Genomic DNA, 16975 nt, shown 5'->3' on the forward strand with positions numbered 1-16975 from the left:
CCATTATCGGCAGCCCTCCCCTAATGAGTTAAAAAGAGAAGTCGGCCTCCCAATGGGGCGGCCGACTTCTCTGGCTTTCATTTGCGTCTAGGACGCGAAATGAAAGGCTATTCGTAAACGTGCGGGGCGAGGGTTCCCACAAAGTCCAGGTTGCGGTATTTCTCGGCGTAATCGAGACCGTATCCGACGACGAATTCGTTGGGAATGTCATAGCCGACGTACTTGACGTCGATCTCGACCTTGGCGGCCGTGGGCTTGCGGAAAGCGGTGCAGATTTCCACCGAGGCGGTGCCTCGCGATTCGAGGTTGGTCTTGAGCCAGGAGAGGGTCAGGCCGGAATCGATAATGTCTTCGACAATCAGGACATCCTTGCCCATGAGGTCGGTATCAAGGTCCTTGAGGATGCGCACGACGCCGGAGGACTGGGTACCGGAGCCGTACGAGGACACCGCCATCCAGTCCATGCTGACATGGCTGTGCAGCGCACGCGCGAGGTCTGCCATGACCATGACGGCACCCTTGAGCACGCCGACGATCAGCAGCTCGCGGCCCTCGTAGTCCTTGTCAATCTGTGCAGCAAGTTCGGCGATCCGTTGCTGGATCTGCTCCTTGGTGTAGAGAACGTGTTTGAGGTCTGCCTGGACGTCGTTTGAATCCACCAATGGCTCCTGTGTTGATGCGTGGGTGCGGCTACTGTTGGGGCGATCTTTGATGCCGGAATACTAGCTTCCCACAGCCGCCGCCTTCGCGGGGAACGGCAGTTCCTCCGGCTGCGGCCTCCCGCTCCAATTCGCTCAGGGATACGCGGTACACGCTGACGCTACCGGGAAGCTGCACGGGGCCCGCGGATCCCTGGCGACGCAGCAAGCCTTCGGCGGCCTGAAGCCGCCCGTAGCCGGGCTGTTGGCCCCCGACGTCGGCCGCCGCCTTGGCGATCACGCGGAACCTCAGCGCGGGGGACAATTCCCTCAAGCGGTCTTCCGGGAGCCAGACCCCGTCGTCGCTCCGGTTCACGAGGCCCGCATAGCTCTCAGCGGCAAGGTGCTCCAGGAAGTCGGCATCCTGTTGCAGGATCGCTGCGGTGCGGGCGAGTGATTCGGCCACGCCGGGCCCCAGCTTGTCCTCAAGCAAGGGCATCACCTCAACCCTGGTCCGCGAGCGGGCGAAGGCGGGGTCAGCGTTACTGGGATCGTGCCAGGTTTCGAGTTCCTCTACCTCGCAGATTTCGAGCGTTTCGGCGCGGCGAAGCCCGAGGAAGGGACGAAGGAGCTTGCCGCGGGCGGGCCGCATCCCGGCGAGGGAACGCGTTCCCGAGCCCCGGGCCAGGCCCAGCAGCACCTGTTCGGCTTGGTCGTCCAGCGTGTGCCCGAGCAGGATTGTCCCGCAATCAAGTTCGGTGGCGGCTGCTTCGAGGGCCGCGTGCCGGGCGTCCCGGGCTGCCGCCTCGGGACCGAACCCGGTAGCTGTCACTTCCACGGTCCGCAGCTGGACGGGCGAGAGTCCCAGCCCTTCAAGGATCGCCACGGTCCGTGCCGCGACGTCAGCCGAGCCTTCCTGCAGTTGATGGTCAACCACGACGGCGGCTACGCTCACGGGGCGTCCGTGAACGTGGCCACGCCGGGCAAAATAGGCTGCCACTGAGGCAAGCGCCAAGGAATCCGGCCCCCCGCTGCAAGCCACCAGGATTCGCTCGGGATAGCCCGCGGAGGCCAGCGCGTCCTGCAACATATTCCGTGCTTTGCCGACGACCGGCGCCAAACGCCCGGGACGCCGTCGTCCACTGCTTGGAGCGCTTCCAGTGCTTGGTGGGTTTCTACTGCTTGCGCCCTGGCCCGATGTGGTGCCTGCGGTCACAGCCCCATCCGCTCAAGCCACAGCTTGGAGTCGTGGATCTCGGTCTCCGTAGGCAGTTTGTCGGCCGATTCCCAGACCCGGTTGAGGCCCTCCATGCCCGCCACCGCAACCACTTCGCGGACAAACTTGGCTCCGTCGCTGTACTGGCGCATCTTGGCATCCAGGCCGAGGATGTTGCGGATGAACTTCTCGATCACGCCCCGGTCCTTGCCCCGTGCGTTGAAGCGCTGCCTGATGGTCTTCACTGAAGGGACAAGGGTGGAATCGACGGCGTCCATCACCACGTTGGCGTGGCCTTCAAGCAAGCTCATGACAGCAGTGAGATGCGAGAGCGAGGCCTTTTCCTCAGGGTTCTGGAGCAGGTCCAAGATGGCCCCGCGGCCGGGTGTGGCGCCGGTGGAGCGGTCGCGCAGGGAGCGCGCGGCGGCAGTGGCGCGATCCATGATGGAGTCCACATTGCCGATGAGATTGGCGCTGAGGCGCTCGATTTCCTCGAGCATGTGGGTGCGGAGCCAGGGCGCCGCGGCGAACTGCACCCGGTGGGTCTGCTCGTGAAGGCAGACCCAGAGCCGGAAATCGTCTGGATCGACGTTGAGCTCGCGCTCCACGGAGATGATGTTCGGAGCCACCAGCAGGAGCCGGCCCGCAGGTGGTGCTTTCGAGTCCGGGGCGAGCGCGGCGAAGGGATCGTATTGGCCCAGGACTTTGCTCGACAAGAAGGCAAGCACAGCCCCGAGCTGGCTGCCGGTGATGGCGCCGCTCGCGGCCGCCGCTGCCGGTGTCATCGCCGGACCCCGCCGGGAATCCAGCATTTGTTTAAGGGCCGGTTGGAGCATCACGGCAAAACTCTGGGTATTGGCCTTCGCCCACGACGCCCGGTCAACCACGAGCACATGGGAATCGCGGAGATCGCGTGCGGCTTCCAAACCGGTGATGTCATGCACATGCGGTACCGAGATGTCCGCACTGAAACGCAGGCTGTCCACGGCTTTGCCGATCTGGGCCGGACTCAGTACGGGACCGGGGGGAGCGAGCCGGGCGGCCGTGGAGGCGGCCAGCTCCCAGTTGATGAGGGACTGGGCTTGCTGCTGAGACTCCATACGAACCATCAGAACACAACAGTCTGAATCTGCACCCTTAAGTTCGCTCAGCGGCGAACGCCAGGCAGCGGCAAAGGTCAGCCGGCGCGGCAACCGCATGACGCGAGGGCCGTCGCGGACCTGTCCAGCGCCACTTTGTTCCCCGCCGCGCCCGGCGTCAGCCCGTTGCCGATAAAGGAAAAGACCAGGAGGCGGCCGTTCGCGTCCACCACGTAGCCGCTCAGAGCGATCACCGAATTCAAGGTGCCGGTCTTGGCCCGCACCAATCCAGCCCCTTGGGAGGTGGTGGCGTCTGCGTAGCGGTCGCCGAGCGTCCCGGTCAGCCCGGCAACGGGGAACCCGGCGAGGGCGGCACGGAGGCGAGTGTCCGGTCCGGAGGTAATCGCCCGCACCACATCCGCGAACTGCCGCGCGGACACCTGGTTGCCCAAGGCAAGGCCGGACACGTCCGCCAAGTGCATGGAGTCCGTGGCGATCCCCAGTTCCGCCACCTGGGCGCTCACGGCCGCCGTCGCGCCGTCGTTGGATCCCGGCTTTCCAGCGGACAGCGCGGCCATCCGGCCGAATACCTCGGCGAGGTAGTTGTCCGAGGTTTCCAGCATCAAGTCCACCTGCTCGCGGACGGTCGCAGAAGCCACGCTGGCAAGGACGTCCTGCTTCCCTGCCGGAGCGGCGGCGCGTTCCACACCGGGGACCACCGTGAATCCGGCAGCGGCGCCCGCGGCTTGGAGTTTCCCGGCGAAAGCCTCGGCGGCGGTGAGCGCGGCGTCCTGCGGACGCGGACCGGTGGTTGCTCCCGGGCTTGTCCGGGCCGAGTTCAGGGCGAGCGGAAAGATCGGCGCGGTTTCACCGGCAGCGACGTCGTCGAGGCTCCACGCCGGATTCAAAGCCGGACCGGTGAACAGTCCATCGTCCAACTGGACTGTGACCGGCCCCTTCATGCCGCGGTCCTGAAGCGCTTTCGCCGCATCCGCCGCGAGGGTCTCCAGGCCGGCATGGCCAAGCACTTCGCTTGGCTGGGACGGGCCGTCGCCGAGCAGGACGTCACCCCCGGCGCTCAAGATGATCGTCGACGGCGAAGGTCCCGTCAGGACCCGCGTGTTGAAGCGGGTCTCCGGGCCGATCGCCCGCAGCGCAGCGACTGCCGTCAGCAGCTTCATGTTGGACGCCGGCACCCGGTTCTTGGCGCCGTCGCGATCGTAAAGCGGAAGTCCGGTCAACGCATCCTCAACGACGCCGGTGAAGTCTCCCCCGCCGTCGGGCGTCAGGAGGGCGTTGAGCTGGCTGGTGACATCGGCCGGCAGCGGGACCGGGGCGGAAGCGTCCAAAGGGGCAACGATCTGGGTGCGGCTCAGTTGCTTGGGGACCTGTTGCCAGGCCAGCACCTGGGGCGCGGGCGCAGCGGCTACCCCGAAGAAGCCGGGTGCGACTCCGAGGCCCATCGGCACGGCCAAGGCCGCGATGACCGCGGCCAACAAAACAAGGGGCAGAAAGCCGACGACACCCTTCGGTTCCGGCCTCGCGGGCGTCCCGGGTCTGGGCTTCCGGGGCCTGAGAACGGGATTTTCCTGCTGTTCCGGAGACTGGTTGTCAGCCCCCGCCTCGTCAACGCCCTTCATGCAGCTTTAGTCCTCAAAGTCTTGAATGTCCCCACCGTTTCAAGAAACTTGGGCCTCTCGCTATATCCTCAATAGTAGTCGGCGGCGTCGGCTGCTCTGTTGCCGCGCCCATGCCAATACCGTCAAGGAGCATTCCATGAAGCACGACGTCACGATCGAGATCCCCAAGGGGTCGCGCGTCAAGTACGAAGTTGACCACGAGACCGGCCGCGTCCGCCTGGACCGCGTCCTGTTCACCTCCATGCAGTACCCCACGCACTACGGGTTCTTCGAGAACACCCTTGGCGAGGATGGCGACCCGCTGGACGCACTGGTCCTCCTGCAGGACTTCGACCTTTACCCCGGCGTCATCGTTGAATCCCGCCCCATCGGCGTTTTCAACATGACCGACGATGGCGGCGGAGACGCAAAGGTCCTCTGCGTTCCGGCCGACCCGCGCTTCGACCACATCCAGGAAATCTCCGATGTCAGCGAATTCCTGATCAAGGAAATCGAGCACTTCTTCACCCGTTACAAGGACCTTGAGCCGGGTAAGTGGGTCAAGGCTGAAGGCTGGGCCGACCGCGCCGCCGCCGTCGTTAATGGGTGGGTACCCGACGCGGAACGGATCGGCCCACAATCGCCGGGCACCCGCCGTCGTAACGAGAAGTTGGCTCTGGATTAACCGCTTGAAAGTCAGCTACCTGCCGGTAATGTTTGATCCACAATGTTCACCCTGACCATCAACCAACGCGACAGCCGCGGCGACGGAGACCTCGTACCGCAGCTGCTCAAAGACCTGCGCCACGTCCCGGCGTGCTTGGACTTTGACCGCTCGGTGGAGGACGAAGTCCAGGGCATCGTGGAACTCCCCCATCAGGCCGTGGATTCAGCGCTCATCGCCTTGAGGAGCGGACAGTGGTACGTGGGAATCGGCGTGGGACCGGTCAACGAACCCCTGCCGCAGCAAATCAAAGACGCCTCCGGACACGGCCTGGTCTACGCACGCCGCGCCGTGGACCGCTTGCGGAACGGCAAAGAGCGGGTCCCTGTGGCAGTCGAGGGGCCGATCGCTGCCCTCGCTGCCGAATCGGAGGCCGTGCTGCGGCTCCTGGGGCACATTGTGCAGCATCGGAGCGTTGCCGAGTGGCGCGTCCTGGACCTGCTGACGCCCGGCGTGCGTGGGCAGCAGAAGGCCGTGGCCCAGGAACTGGGGATCAGCACCCAAGCCGTGAGCAAGGCCCTGGCACGCGCCCAATGGGTGGAGGAGCACGCCGCCCGGCCGGCCGCGGCGCGCTTGCTGCAGTTGATCCTCGACGTTTACTGATTGCGTCAGCCCGCGTTCATCCATATTGTCCTCGACACGTCCGTTCTTCCCGGCCTACCTTGAGTCCATGATCTCCAAGCCAAAGCTTGGGCGGCTTCTTCCCGCTCTCAGGCAGGCCGTCACAGGCCACCGACTCCTGTTTGCCGCAAAGACGGCCGTCGCGGCGGGGGTGGCTTGGTACCTCGCGCCGCTCATGCCTGGGACAGCCGCCGCCTATCCCTATTACGCTCCCTTGGGCGTCCTGGTCAGCATGCACCCCACTGTTGCGGCTTCCGCCAAGCATGGGCTGCAAAGCCTGCTGGGACTCGGATTGGGCATTGCCATGGCCTTCGCCGTGACCACGGTCACCACCCCAAACGCACTGGCGGTGGCCGTCGTCGTCGGCCTGGGCGTGGTTATCGGCGGCCTGCCAAGGCTTGGAAGCGCCTCCGAATGGGTTCCCATGGCGGCGCTGTTCGTGCTGGTCCTGGGTTATTCGAATGCGCAGGGATTCTCTTTCGCGTACGTCCTGCAAATGGCTATGGGCGTGGCCGTCGGATTCGCGGTGAACTGGCTGGTCTTCCCTCCCCTTCATCTTGAAGGCATCGATCCCGCCATCGACGGACACCAACGGGCATTGTCCAAGCAACTCAAGGACATGGCCAGCGCCATGACGGAATCCTGGCCACCGGACCATGAGGAATGGGCGAGCCGCAGCGGCGAGCTCGCACGTACCGCGACCGACGTGCGGGCAGCTGTCCAAGCGGCGAAGTTGAGCGCAAAAGCGAACCCGCGGTCCCGCCGTCGAGCCCGCCGGCTGCCCGCCGACCTGGCCGGTTTGCGAACGCTGGAACGGCTGACCTTTCACGTCCAGGACATCACGGACGTCCTGGCAAGCGTCATCTGGGAAGAGGACGCGGGAACGGTCATTCCGGAGGGTGTCCCGCCAAACCTGGCTGAGGCGCTCGACGACGTAGCAACAGCGATCCGGCAATGGAGGCACGGAGATTCCGGAGACTTCCGGGATGCCCTGGACGAAGCCCGGGACAGTGTGGCAGCACTAAGTGACACCGTTACGGAAGCAGCCGCCGGCCAGGAGTCCGTGAACGCCACCGCATCGGTCGCCATGAGCCTCCGCCGGATCATCACTGTGGTCTCCGACGACGCCTGAGCTAGCGATGGGGTGAACTGGCGTAGCCCCGCAGCGCGGGGCTACTTCAGTTGCGCAGGTTCAGTTGAGCAGGGCTATTACAGCAGGCGACGCAGGATGAGGGCCGCACCGTCGTCGTACACCGAAGCGGTGACCTCGTCCGCGACGGCGATGACTTCCTCAGGCGCCTGGCCCATGGCGACACCGCGCCCGGCCCAGCTGAGCATTTCGATATCATTGCGGCCGTCCCCCACTGCCACCGTGTGGCGCGGGTGCGTGCCAAGCCGCCGGCGCAACTGCTCCAAAGCGCTGGCCTTGGTGACCCCGGCGGCGGCGATATCCAGCCAGGCCGTCCAGCCCACCGAATAGGTGACCCCGGACAGCCCGATCTTGCGAATGGCTGTGGAAAATTCTTCGGCCGTGTTTTCGCTGCTGAACACCACGACACGCACCGCAGTGGCATCGAGCATGGTCTGGAAATCGACGCCGATGGCCTCAACGCCGAAGCTGGCGTCCTGGAACCGCTCCGTGGAGAGGAAGTTCCCGTCCTCGTCCTCAAGCGCGTATTTGGCGGACGGAAGCTGCTCGCGAAGAGCCATCAACGCCGGGGCGGGATCGAACGTGGCCTTGTGAATGATCTCGTAGCCTGCGTCCAGCTGGGGGTCGAGCCGCAATGTGACACCGCCGTTGCAGCACACGGCATATCCCCGTTCCAGCCCTATCTGCTCAATGATGGGCAACGTGGCGTTCAACGAACGGCCCGTGGCGATCAGGACGTCGTGGCCGTGGGCTACAACCGCCCTTGCGGCGTCGCGGACACCAGGTGACATGTGGCCATCGTGATCCACGAGGGTTCCGTCGACGTCCAACGCCACCATGAGTTTGTGATTCACATTCCGCTGGTCATCGATGCCAGCGACTGAGGTACCAGTCAATATAGTCATGCCTCCAGTGAAGCAGACCCCACCGCCGCCAGCTAGGACGCAGGCCACAGCAAGGGATTAACACGCGGTGAATACTCCCACGTTGTCCACAGTGTGAATATTAACTTGAGGCCTTGCCGCGAGGCCGTAGTCCGGCGCGCAGAAGCTTCTGCCGAAGACGGCCCGGCTGTACGACTCCCCCACTGATTCGGCCTTCGTGTGGGCCAAGCTCGCGATGCGGAGTGCTCTGTGTTTGGTGGCATCAGCCACGATCCCGTCCAGTGCCCCCGGTTGTGGAGGACCGCTCCACCCCGCCCACTGAGCTACAGAACAGGCAGGACCTCAAGGCCTCCGATGTACTTCTGGAGGGCCTTGGGGACGTTGACCGAGCCATCCGGGTTCTGGTGGTGCTCCAGGATGGCCACGATCCAGCGGGTGGTGGCCAGCGTGCCGTTCAGGGTGGCCACGGCGCGCGTGCCCTTCACTACGCCGTCCTCGTTGACCGCGCGCTCACGGATGTTCAGGCGGCGGGCCTGGAAGGTGGTGCAGTTGGACGTCGACGTGAGTTCGCGGTACGCGTTCTGCGTGGGAACCCAGGCTTCGCAGTCGAACTTCCGGGCCGCGGACATGCCGAGATCGCCCGCCGCGGTGTCGATCACGCGGTACGGGAGCTCAACCTTGGCCAGCATTTCCTCTTCCCAAGCCAGGAGCCGCTCGTGCTCGGCAGCGGCCTCTTCAACCGTGGTGTAGATGAACATCTCCACTTTGTTGAACTGGTGGACGCGGATGATGCCGCGGGTGTCCTTGCCGTGCGAACCCGCTTCGCGGCGGTAGCAGGAACTCTGCCCCGCGTAGCGGATAGGCCCGGCCGACAGGTCCAGGATCTCGTCCGCGTGGTAACCCGCGAGGGCCACTTCCGAGGTTCCCACGAGGTAAAGGTCGTCTTCGGCGAGACGGTAGATCTCGGCGTCGTGCTTTACATCGAACCCGGTGCCCTGCATGGTCTCCGGACGCACCAAAGTCGGGGTGATCATCGGCACGAAGCCGGCCTCGATGGCTTGGTCCATGGCCATCTGCAGCAGGGCCATCTCCAAGCGGGCGCCGACGCCGCGGAGGAAGTAGAAGCGCGCGCCTGAGACCTTGGCGCCGCGTTCCATGTCGATCGCGCCAATGAGTTCGCCGATTTCCAGGTGGTCCTTCGGCTCGAACTCCGGGAATTCGCGCGGGGTGCCGACCGTCTTGACCACGACGAAGTCGTCCTCGCCGCCCTCAGGCACGCCGTCCACAATCAGGTTGGGAATGACCCGCAGCAGCTCTTCCTGCTTGGCCTGGGCTGCGTCGGCTTCGGCGGAGGCAGCCTTGACGGAATTGGCCAGTTCCTTGACCTCGGCCAGCAGCGCCTGTTTTTCGTCGCCCTTGGCCTGTGCCACCTTCTTGCCGAAGGCGTTCTGCTCCGCACGGAGGTTTTCGTAGCGGATCAGGGCCGCGCGGCGGTCCGAATCGGCGGAAATGATCGCGTCCACCACGGACTCGTCGGCGCCGCGGGCGCGCTGGCTGGCACGGAACTTGTCCGGGTTTTCGCTGAGGTCTTTTACGTCGATCACCAGACAAGAGTATCGAATGAGCGCGCAGCTCCGCGGCCAATGCCCGACGGCGGCCGGCACCCCCTTCCGCCGTGCACCGCCGCGCCTGCAGCGGGATAGGGTTGAAGCACCATGAGCAACTGGATCCTGTACGTGATTCTGGCTGGGGGCGTGGTCTTCGCCGTCTCCAGTTGGTGGGGCGTGCGCCGGCTCAGGGCCAGGCATACCCGCAGCGCTGTGCATGAAGACGCACACAAGCCGGAAGCCGGCCTGCAAAGGGTGGCCGTGGTCCTTAACCCGGTCAAGGCGAAAGCCGAGGACGCGCGGAGGATCATCCGGGAAGCCTGCCATCTTGCGGGCTGGGACGAACCCCGTTTCTTCGAAACCACCGCAGACGATCCCGGCCATTCGCAAACCAAGGCGGCACTCGCGTATAAGCCCGACGTCATACTCGTCGGCGGCGGCGACGGCACCGTGCGCGTCGTGGCTGAGGCCCTCGCGCACACCAACGTCGCGATGGGCTTGATTCCCCTGGGAACCGGAAACCTGCTGGCACGCAACGTGAACCTGGATGTCAACGATCTGCGGGGCAGCGTCCGCACAGCGCTCTTCGGCCACCAGCGCTACATCGACACCGCCCGAATGGCGATCCACAACGAGCTGACAGGCGCCTCTTCCGAGCATGCATTCCTGGTGATCGCCGGCATGGGACTCGATGCCGAGGTTGTGGGCGATACCAACGACGGGCTCAAGAAGGCAGTCGGCTGGCTGGCCTACACCGAGGCGGGTGTCCGCCACCTGCCCGGCCGGCGCAAAAAGGTCACCATTGCCATGGACGACGAGCCCGAGCAATCCCGGAAAATCCGAAGCGTCTTGTTCGCCAACTGCGGCCTGATTCCGGGCGGCATCGACTTCATCCCCGGTGCGATGATCGACGACGGCGTGCTGGACGTTGTGGTCATGAGCCCCCGTAGTGCCATCGGCTGGCTCGCGGTGTACGCCAAGATCCTGTTCAAGCACAACCGGAACCTGCCGGTCATGAATTACTACCGTTCGGGCAAAGTGGTCATCAGCAGCAGCGAACCGATGGCCACGCAACTTGACGGTGATCCCTCGGGCGAGGCGACGAAGGTCACCGTCAAGGTGGAGCCGCGTTCTCTCCTCGTGCGCGTCCAATAACCGGTACTCGTGCAACTACCGGTGCGCGCGCGACGGCGCAACGCGCTATTTGGCGTTCTTCGCCGCTTCCGTTGCTTTGTGTTCTGCCAAGGCTTTGGCGGCTGCGCGCGCTTCCGATTGCTCGCGAATCATCGCCTGTTCTTCCTCAAAGCGCAGCCGATCGGCCCGGTCGGCGTCGTCGCCGTCCCAGTCCTGGTTGTCCGCCTTGGGCTTGGGATTGACGATCATTCCCTGGCCGCTGGTGTCATTGCTATTTCCTGACATGGCCCGCTCCCTCCGTTAGGGGCATGCGTCCATCAATTGTGGATCAAGCAAGCATACGCACAGTTTTATCCACGCGATAGGGGTTGAAGAGTCAATTATCCAACGCTTTGCGAAGCGGATTCGGGCCGGTCAAGCGCCCGGTTCCCCACCCAAAATGGCCCGAACCCAGGCATGCGCGGATGCGAACGCGGCGTCGGAGGTATGCGGAGCCACGAAGGCTTTCTGCTCGTCCGCCCGCGCATAAGACCCCAGGAAGCGGGTGGCCGGGCTGATCCGGTGCAGGCCTGCCAAGGCGTCGGCTACCCGGGCGTCCGACGCGTGGCCGTCGGCGTCGATACTGAAGAAATAGTGACCCAAATACTGGCCTGTGGGCCGGGACTCGATACGGCTGAGGTTGACTCCGCGGGTGGCAAACTGGTCCAGGATTTCCATCAGGGCGCCCGGGCGGTCTTCGGGCAGGGGCACGACGACGGTGGTCTTGTCGGCACCCGTGCGTTCAGTCAGTGCGCCGGGACGGCTGACCAGGACGAAGCGCGTAACCGCGCCGGGGTTGTCTCCAATGTTCTCCGCAAGGATATTCAGTCCCGGCCGCTCGGCCGCGACAAGGGGTGCGCAGATGGCGGCGTCATAGTGCACATCACCCTCGAGAAGCCCGACGGCGGCCGCTGCCGTAGAGGATCCCGGCACATATTCCGCATTTGGGATATTTTCGTCGACCCACAGCCGGCACTGGGCCCAGGCATGGCCATGGGTGGAGACCCGGCGGATGTCCGAGATCTTCACTCCGGGCCGGGCAACCAGCACGAACGTGATGGGAACGAGGGCTTCGCGGATGATCCGCAGCTCGGTTCCGGTGGCAATAGCATCCAGGGTGGCGGTCACTCCACCTTCCACCGAGTTCTCGATCGGCACCATGGCCGCATCCGCCTCGCCTTGGCGAACCCTCTCCAAAGCCGTGTTCACATTGGTGCAAGGGACCCTGTTGGCATCGGCCGCTCCGGGGACCTGCAAGAGGGCAGCCTCGGTAAAGGTGCCTTCAGGACCGAGGAACGTGTAGGTGAGCACGGATCCCGACATGTATATATTCCTTAGGTGTTATGCGTTGGGGCTACAGGACGACCGGCTTGAGGCCGTTCTCAGATACCATCGGGCGGCCGGTCTCGAACCACATGTCCATGCCTCCGGCTATATTGGTGGCGGTGTAACCCTGCCCCACCAGCCACTGGACCGCCCGGTAGGACCGTCCGCCCGTACGGCAGATGACATACAAGTCATCGTCAGGATCAAGCTCGTCAAGGCGCGCCGGGATCTGGTCAAGCGGAATATGCAGCGCACCCTCGGCGTGGCCCGCTACCCATTCGTAATCCTCCCGGACATCCAGGATTTTCGCGTCGGCCGGAACATCGCCGACAGGCACGGTCTCGAAATCGCTCACGTGGGTCCCTTCCAGTTGATTCAGATCTCCAATCCAGCCTACCGTTGCAGGGACCGAGACCGCTCAAGGCAAAAGGAGGCGCCATGGCTGCCGACGGGCCCACCATCCTGGCAACCTCCGGTGGCTATAAGTCCGGGCATCGCACCAGGATGGAGTTCGACCTCCTGGTTCACCACGCCGTCGAACTCTCCGGGGTCAGCGGACGTGCGCCGCGAGTGGCGCATATTGGGACGGCCTCCGGAGACCAGCGTTGGTTCGCCGCGGAATTGGACCAGGCCGCCCGGATTTCGGGCTTCGATTTCAGCCACCTGAACCTTTTCACGATGCCCAACTACGGCGATCCCGAGGCCTACCTTTTGGAACAAGACGTGGTGTGGGTCAACGGTGGTTCCGTGGTCAATCTTCTGGCCGTATGGCGCGCCCACGGACTGGACAGCATCTTGAGGCGCGTCTGGGAACACGGTGTGGTGCTGGCAGGGGTGTCCGCGGGCTCGATTTGTTGGTTCCAGGGCGGCACTACGGATTCGTACGGCCCTGAATTGCGCGCTGTGACCAACGGACTGGACTTCCTCCCCTACGCCAACGGCGTCCATTATGACTCCGAGCCGGGCCGCCGCCCCCTGGTCCACCAGTTGGTGGCGGAGGGCGTGCTGGGCGAAACGCACTGCACCGACGACGGCGTCGGGCTGGTTTACAGGGGCACGGAACTTGTGGACGTGGTTGCCGAGGTCAGGGGCAAGGCTGCCTATCGCGTCACCGCGACTTCCAGCGAACCGGCCGATAGCGTTGCCGTGGAAGAGCGCTTGGAGGCCCGCTTCCTTGGCTGACATCCACGAGCTCGGCGCGGCCGGGTTGCGCCAAGCCTTGGCCGCCGGCGAGCTCTCGGCAACCGAGGTGGCGGAGCACTTCCTCGCGAGGATCGGACAGCTGAACCATACGCTGGGCGCCTTCGTCACGGTGACGGCGGACCAGGCCATGCTCGACGCCGGGGCCGCGGACGCAGCTTACGTCCGCCGACGCAGCGGTGGCCCCGGGCTTCCCCTCCTGCACGGCGTGCCGCTGGCTTTCAAAGACCTCACGGATGTTGCCGGAGTAGTGACCACCCATGGCAGCGGTGCCCTGGACCGGAAGCCCGCCCCGGAGGACGGAGCCCTTGCCGCAACGCTCAAAGGTGCGGGTGCCATCTCACTGGGCAAGACTCAGGTTCCGGAATTCGGACTTACGGCCTACAGCGAAAACCGCATCGCACCGCCGTCGCGCAATCCATATGCACTGAGCCGCAGCTCCGGCGGCTCTTCCGGAGGCAGTGCTGCCGCGGTTGCGGCGGGCTTGGTTCCCTTCGCGCCCGGGAGCGACGGCGGCGGCTCCATACGTATTCCCGCTGCGGCATGTGGACTGCTGGGGTTGAAGCCGGGCCGCGGCCTGGTGCCGGCCGGCGAGAGCGTCGGGGACGCGGCACGCCTTGTGGTGGCCGGCCCCTTGACTCGCTCCGCGGAGGATGCTGCTCTCATGATGGATGCCCTGGTGCCACCCGGAATCCGTCCGGAAGGTGGCTACCTTGCGGGCCTTGAGGAACCGCCCGCCGCATTGCGCATCGGCGCGAGCCTGGATAGCCCGTGGTCCACCACTTTCCCGTTCACCCCGGAGCGGGAAGCCCTTGATGCCTTCGCCAAAGGCATCGCACTGCTGACGGACGCGGGCCATTCAGTGCTGGATGCCGAGGTCCGCTATGACAATCGCTATCCGGAAGCGTTCACCACCGCCTGGACTGCCGGCGTTGGGAGCGCCCGGATCCTGCCGCAGCGCGAAGCCCTGCTGACCCCGCTGACCCGGACCTTCCGGCGTCGGGCGCAACAGCGGAGCGCAGCCAAGGTCAACGAAGCGCTCGGTTTCCTGCGGCAGTTCACGCACGACACCGTCACCCAGTACGCGCAGTGGGACCTCGTCCTGACGCCGTCGCTGGCACAGACGGCACGGCCCGTGGGCTGGTTCACCGGCACAATGCCCGGAGGCGAGCAATGGCCGGCCCCCGACTGGCCAGGCGACGCGGACGACGACTACCGCAAGCAATGCGAGTTTGCGCCCTGGTCCTCCATGGTGAACGTGTGCGGCCTGCCGGCGATCACCGTGCCCGTTCATTGGACCGGCCCGACGCCTGGAACGGGGCTTCCGATGGGCATCCAACTCATCGGAAAACCGGGATCCGAGCTGCTGCTCCTGCGGCTCGCGAGGCAGCTTGAGAGGCAGCAAAAAATGGCGCCCCACCCCGGCAAATAGTTGCTCTAGGCATCTAAATGATGTGACAAATGCGCTCAGTCAATGTCACCATGGATCAGATGAGCACAACTCTAGACACGCGGACGCCCGCCAAAAACGCGGGCGATACGTCATTTTTCGGCCACCCAAAGATGCTGGCCAGCCTCTTCTCCGTAGAAATGTGGGAACGATTCTCCTTCTACGGCATGCAGGGCATCCTGCTTTACTACATGTACTTCACCGCGGACCATGGCGGACTCTCGATCGACAAATCGCTCGCCGCCGGACTGGTTGGCGCGTACGGCGGAGGCGTGTACCTCTCCACGATCCTGGGCGCCTGGTTGGCGGACCGGCTTTTCGGCTCCGAACGGGTACTTTTCGGTTCCGCCATCATGATCATGACCGGCCACATCGCACTTGCGCTCCTGCCCGGGATCCCGGGCCTGGTGGCGGGCCTCGTGCTGGTGGGTATCGGATCCGGCGGCCTCAAGGCGAACGCAACAGCGCTGGTCGGCACCCTCTATGGGGAGAAGGACGAACGCCGTGACGCCGGCTTCTCCATCTTCTACATGGGCATCAACCTCGGCGCCCTCATCGGACCGCTCGTGACCGGCTGGCTGCAGGAAAGCAACGGCTTCCACTGGGGCTTCGGCGCAGCCGCAATCGGCATGGCGATCGGCCTGGTCATATACGCACTGGGCCGCAACAAGCTCCCGGAAGAAGCACACCGCGTTCCAAACGCCCTTCCGTCAGCACAGCGGAGCCGTTATGGGCTCATCTTCCTCGGCATCGCCGTCGTGATCGCCGTGCTGCTGATAACCGGCGTGGTGAATCCCGGCAACCTGGCCAAGAGCATGGCATACGCCGCCATTGTCGCCTCGGTCATCTATTTCACGCTGATCTTCAGAAGCAAGAAGGTCACGCCGTTTGAGCGCAAGCGTGTTGTCGCATTCATTCCGCTGTACATCGCGTCTGCGGCGTTCTGGGCACTCTTCCAGCAGCAGTTCACGTTCATTGCCGTGTACTCGGAGGAAAAACTGGACCGCAACCTCTTCGGATGGGAAATGCCGGCGGCCTGGGTACAGTCCATCAACCCTGTATTCATCATCGTCTTCGCAGGCGTCATGGCTGCCCTCTGGACAAAACTTGGTCCGAAGCAGCCGGGATCCCCCATCAAGTTCGCTGCCGGACTCTTCGTCATGGGACTGGCATTCCTGGCCTTCATCCCCTTGTCCGGCGCTGGAAAGACCCCGCTGCTTGCGCTCGTGGGAATCCTGTTCCTCTTCACCTTGGCGGAACTGTTCCTGTCCCCCATCGGCCTGTCCGTGAGCACCAAGCTGGCCCCCAAGGCCTTCCACACCCAGATGGTGGCCCTGTTCTTCCTCTCGGTGTCTCTCGGCACCGCGTTGGCGGGCATCCTGGCCGGCCTGTACAACCCTGACAACGAATTGCCGTACTTCCTGGGCGTCGGCGGCACGGCGGTTGTGATCGCTGCTGCCTTGGCGGCTGGCTCGCCCGCCATCAAGAAATTGATGGGCGGCGTCCGCTAGTCACGTGACCGAGCTGGAGCGCGACGGCGGCCGGTGCGTTCGGCGGGTTTCCCGCCWGGCGCACCGGCCGCCGTCGTTGTCGCTAGTAGTTGTAGTTGTAACGCGAAGCCGTGGCGGCAAAAATCGCGACAAAGACCCAGAAGATGGTTACGGCAACAATCCCCAGGTATCCCAGTACAAGGCCCGCGATGGCCATGCCCTTGCCGGCTGGTTCCTTCCTGAGGGCCATGTGGCCGAGGATCACCGCGGCAATCTGGGGCAGGACGAAGAAGCCAAGGCCCACGAACACCGCGATCCCGCAGCACATGCTCGCAATGCTCAGGCCCTTCGGCTCGACCGGCATGCCGTAGTAGGCGGGCTGGCCATAGGGACTGGCCGGCTGCCCGTACCCAGGCGGCCCTTGGGGAGGTTGTTGACCGTACGGCGAAGCGGGCTGGCCATAGGTGCTGGCGGGCTGCTGGCCATAGGGCGGCTGGCCGTACTGAGCCGGACCACCCTGGGGCTGTTGCGGCTGTGGCTGGCCGTAGGGGCCGGGAGCCGCCGGCGAGGCAAACGGCTGCTCGCCGTACGGGTTCTCACCGGCCTGGGGTGCGGGCGGAATGTACGACGGTGGCTCGTAGCCCTTGGGCGGTTCGTCACCCTCGGGAGCGTTCTCGGGTTTAGCTGGCTGGTCGGTCATGGAATATCCCCCTTGCGAGTCTTTGTGCCCAGCCTACCGCCGAGCGAAGGCGCACATAAGCTCGCAGAGCCCCGGCTCCGCAACGCCATGCCGCACTC

17 protein-coding genes are annotated in these 16975 nt (G+C 64.7%); 7 read left to right on the forward strand and 10 right to left on the reverse strand.

Going from position 1 to position 16975, the window contains the following annotated elements; translation table 11 throughout:
• Nucleotides 1–107: 107 nt before the first annotated feature.
• From hpt to dacB, 4 genes are all read right to left on the reverse strand, one after another.
• The gene (gene hpt, locus AC1DJB_RS07720; RefSeq protein WP_059388924.1) at nt 108–659 is read right to left on the reverse strand and encodes a hypoxanthine phosphoribosyltransferase; all 552 of its coding nucleotides are present in this window, start codon (nt 657–659) and stop codon (nt 108–110) included.
• Between the two features lie 31 nt (nt 660–690).
• A complete protein-coding gene (gene tilS, locus AC1DJB_RS07725) occupies nt 691–1728 on the reverse strand; it encodes a tRNA lysidine(34) synthetase TilS (protein WP_441432795.1) in 1038 nt (345 codons plus the stop codon).
• Nucleotides 1729–1850: 122 nt separating this feature from the next.
• Nucleotides 1851–2963 (reverse strand): zinc-dependent metalloprotease, encoded by a 1113-nt coding sequence (locus AC1DJB_RS07730; RefSeq protein WP_059388923.1) that lies wholly within the window; start codon nt 2961–2963, stop codon nt 1851–1853.
• A 68-nt stretch (nt 2964–3031) separates the two neighbouring features.
• Nucleotides 3032–4396, reverse strand: a complete 1365-nt coding sequence (gene dacB, locus AC1DJB_RS07735) for a D-alanyl-D-alanine carboxypeptidase/D-alanyl-D-alanine endopeptidase (RefSeq protein WP_476910137.1) — start codon at nt 4394–4396, stop codon at nt 3032–3034.
• Nucleotides 4397–4709: 313 nt separating this feature from the next.
• Here dacB and AC1DJB_RS07740 point away from each other — a divergent pair, with 313 nt between their 5' ends.
• The 3 genes from AC1DJB_RS07740 to AC1DJB_RS07750 all read left to right on the forward strand — a co-directional run bounded on the left by AC1DJB_RS07740 (nt 4710) and on the right by AC1DJB_RS07750 (nt 7029).
• Entirely contained in the window at nt 4710–5237 is a 528-nt protein-coding gene (locus AC1DJB_RS07740) for an inorganic diphosphatase (protein ID WP_476910127.1), read from the forward strand.
• Nucleotides 5238–5279: 42 nt separating this feature from the next.
• Nucleotides 5280–5879, forward strand: coding sequence for a hypothetical protein (locus AC1DJB_RS07745; protein ID WP_441432797.1), 600 nt, complete (start codon nt 5280–5282; stop codon nt 5877–5879).
• Nucleotides 5880–5946: 67 nt separating this feature from the next.
• On the forward strand, nt 5947–7029 hold the full coding sequence (locus AC1DJB_RS07750; protein ID WP_284990217.1) for an FUSC family protein: 1083 nt from the start codon (nt 5947–5949) through the stop codon (nt 7027–7029).
• Between the two features lie 77 nt (nt 7030–7106).
• Here AC1DJB_RS07750 and AC1DJB_RS07755 read toward each other — a convergent pair whose 3' ends face one another.
• Nucleotides 7107–7952, reverse strand: coding sequence for an HAD family hydrolase (locus AC1DJB_RS07755; RefSeq protein WP_059388920.1), 846 nt, complete (start codon nt 7950–7952; stop codon nt 7107–7109).
• Between the two features lie 302 nt (nt 7953–8254).
• Nucleotides 8255–9535, reverse strand: coding sequence for a serine--tRNA ligase (gene serS, locus AC1DJB_RS07760; RefSeq protein ID WP_441432798.1), 1281 nt, complete (start codon nt 9533–9535; stop codon nt 8255–8257).
• A gap of 111 nt (nt 9536–9646) precedes the next feature.
• Here serS and AC1DJB_RS07765 point away from each other — a divergent pair, with 111 nt between their 5' ends.
• Entirely contained in the window at nt 9647–10693 is a 1047-nt protein-coding gene (locus tag AC1DJB_RS07765; protein WP_307054123.1) for a diacylglycerol/lipid kinase family protein, read from the forward strand.
• Nucleotides 10694–10738: 45 nt separating this feature from the next.
• Here the strand turns inward: AC1DJB_RS07765 and AC1DJB_RS07770 are convergent, their stop codons facing one another.
• From AC1DJB_RS07770 to AC1DJB_RS07780, 3 genes are all read right to left on the reverse strand, one after another.
• Nucleotides 10739–10957: a hypothetical protein gene (locus AC1DJB_RS07770; RefSeq protein ID WP_078107002.1), complete on the reverse strand. Its 219-nt coding sequence runs from the start codon at nt 10955–10957 to the stop codon at nt 10739–10741.
• Between the two features lie 129 nt (nt 10958–11086).
• The gene (pheA, locus tag AC1DJB_RS07775; RefSeq protein ID WP_306964385.1) at nt 11087–12034 is read right to left on the reverse strand and encodes a prephenate dehydratase; all 948 of its coding nucleotides are present in this window, start codon (nt 12032–12034) and stop codon (nt 11087–11089) included.
• A 31-nt stretch (nt 12035–12065) separates the two neighbouring features.
• A complete protein-coding gene (locus AC1DJB_RS07780; protein ID WP_059388916.1) occupies nt 12066–12392 on the reverse strand; it encodes a rhodanese-like domain-containing protein in 327 nt (108 codons plus the stop codon).
• 83 nt (nt 12393–12475) lie between these two features.
• On the opposite strand from AC1DJB_RS07780, the gene AC1DJB_RS07785 reads away from it, so the two are divergent.
• Genes AC1DJB_RS07785 through AC1DJB_RS07795 form a run of 3 tightly spaced genes read left to right on the forward strand, consistent with a single transcriptional unit; the run spans nt 12476 to nt 16198 of the window.
• Nucleotides 12476–13219 (forward strand): Type 1 glutamine amidotransferase-like domain-containing protein, encoded by a 744-nt coding sequence (locus AC1DJB_RS07785; RefSeq protein WP_441432799.1) that lies wholly within the window; start codon nt 12476–12478, stop codon nt 13217–13219.
• Entirely contained in the window at nt 13212–14669 is a 1458-nt protein-coding gene (locus AC1DJB_RS07790; RefSeq protein WP_441432800.1) for an amidase, read from the forward strand. Before AC1DJB_RS07785 ends, AC1DJB_RS07790 begins: the two co-directional genes overlap by 8 nt.
• 50 nt (nt 14670–14719) lie before the next feature.
• Nucleotides 14720–16198, forward strand: a complete 1479-nt coding sequence (locus tag AC1DJB_RS07795) for a peptide MFS transporter (protein ID WP_370872292.1) — start codon at nt 14720–14722, stop codon at nt 16196–16198.
• Between the two features lie 82 nt (nt 16199–16280).
• Here AC1DJB_RS07795 and AC1DJB_RS07800 read toward each other — a convergent pair whose 3' ends face one another.
• On the reverse strand, nt 16281–16877 hold the full coding sequence (locus AC1DJB_RS07800; RefSeq protein WP_441432801.1) for a DUF4190 domain-containing protein: 597 nt from the start codon (nt 16875–16877) through the stop codon (nt 16281–16283).
• Nucleotides 16878–16975 lie beyond the last annotated feature (98 nt).

The organism is Arthrobacter sp. 01T428 (genome assembly GCF_056398685.1).

What these genes read in the sequence shown, in the direction of transcription:
- tilS (WP_441432795.1), bottom strand. Translation starts at nt 1,728, where the DNA reads ATGTTGCAGGACGCGCTGGCCTCCGCGGGCTATCCCGAGCGAATCCTG.
- AC1DJB_RS07730 (WP_059388923.1), bottom strand. Translation starts at nt 2,963, where the DNA reads ATGGTTCGTATGGAGTCTCAGCAGCAAGCCCAGTCCCTCATCAACTGG.
- dacB (WP_476910137.1), bottom strand. Translation starts at nt 4,396, where the DNA reads ATGGGCCTCGGAGTCGCACCCGGCTTCTTCGGGGTAGCCGCTGCGCCC.
- AC1DJB_RS07740 (WP_476910127.1), top strand. Translation starts at nt 4,710, where the DNA reads ATGAAGCACGACGTCACGATCGAGATCCCCAAGGGGTCGCGCGTCAAG.
- AC1DJB_RS07745 (WP_441432797.1), top strand. Translation starts at nt 5,280, where the DNA reads ATGTTCACCCTGACCATCAACCAACGCGACAGCCGCGGCGACGGAGAC.
- AC1DJB_RS07750 (WP_284990217.1), top strand. Translation starts at nt 5,947, where the DNA reads ATGATCTCCAAGCCAAAGCTTGGGCGGCTTCTTCCCGCTCTCAGGCAG.
- AC1DJB_RS07755 (WP_059388920.1), bottom strand. Translation starts at nt 7,952, where the DNA reads ATGACTATATTGACTGGTACCTCAGTCGCTGGCATCGATGACCAGCGG.
- AC1DJB_RS07765 (WP_307054123.1), top strand. Translation starts at nt 9,647, where the DNA reads ATGAGCAACTGGATCCTGTACGTGATTCTGGCTGGGGGCGTGGTCTTC.
- AC1DJB_RS07770 (WP_078107002.1), bottom strand. Translation starts at nt 10,957, where the DNA reads ATGTCAGGAAATAGCAATGACACCAGCGGCCAGGGAATGATCGTCAAT.
- pheA (WP_306964385.1), bottom strand. Translation starts at nt 12,034, where the DNA reads ATGTCGGGATCCGTGCTCACCTACACGTTCCTCGGTCCTGAAGGCACC.
- AC1DJB_RS07785 (WP_441432799.1), top strand. Translation starts at nt 12,476, where the DNA reads ATGGCTGCCGACGGGCCCACCATCCTGGCAACCTCCGGTGGCTATAAG.
- AC1DJB_RS07795 (WP_370872292.1), top strand. Translation starts at nt 14,720, where the DNA reads ATGGATCAGATGAGCACAACTCTAGACACGCGGACGCCCGCCAAAAAC.
- AC1DJB_RS07800 (WP_441432801.1), bottom strand. Translation starts at nt 16,877, where the DNA reads ATGACCGACCAGCCAGCTAAACCCGAGAACGCTCCCGAGGGTGACGAA.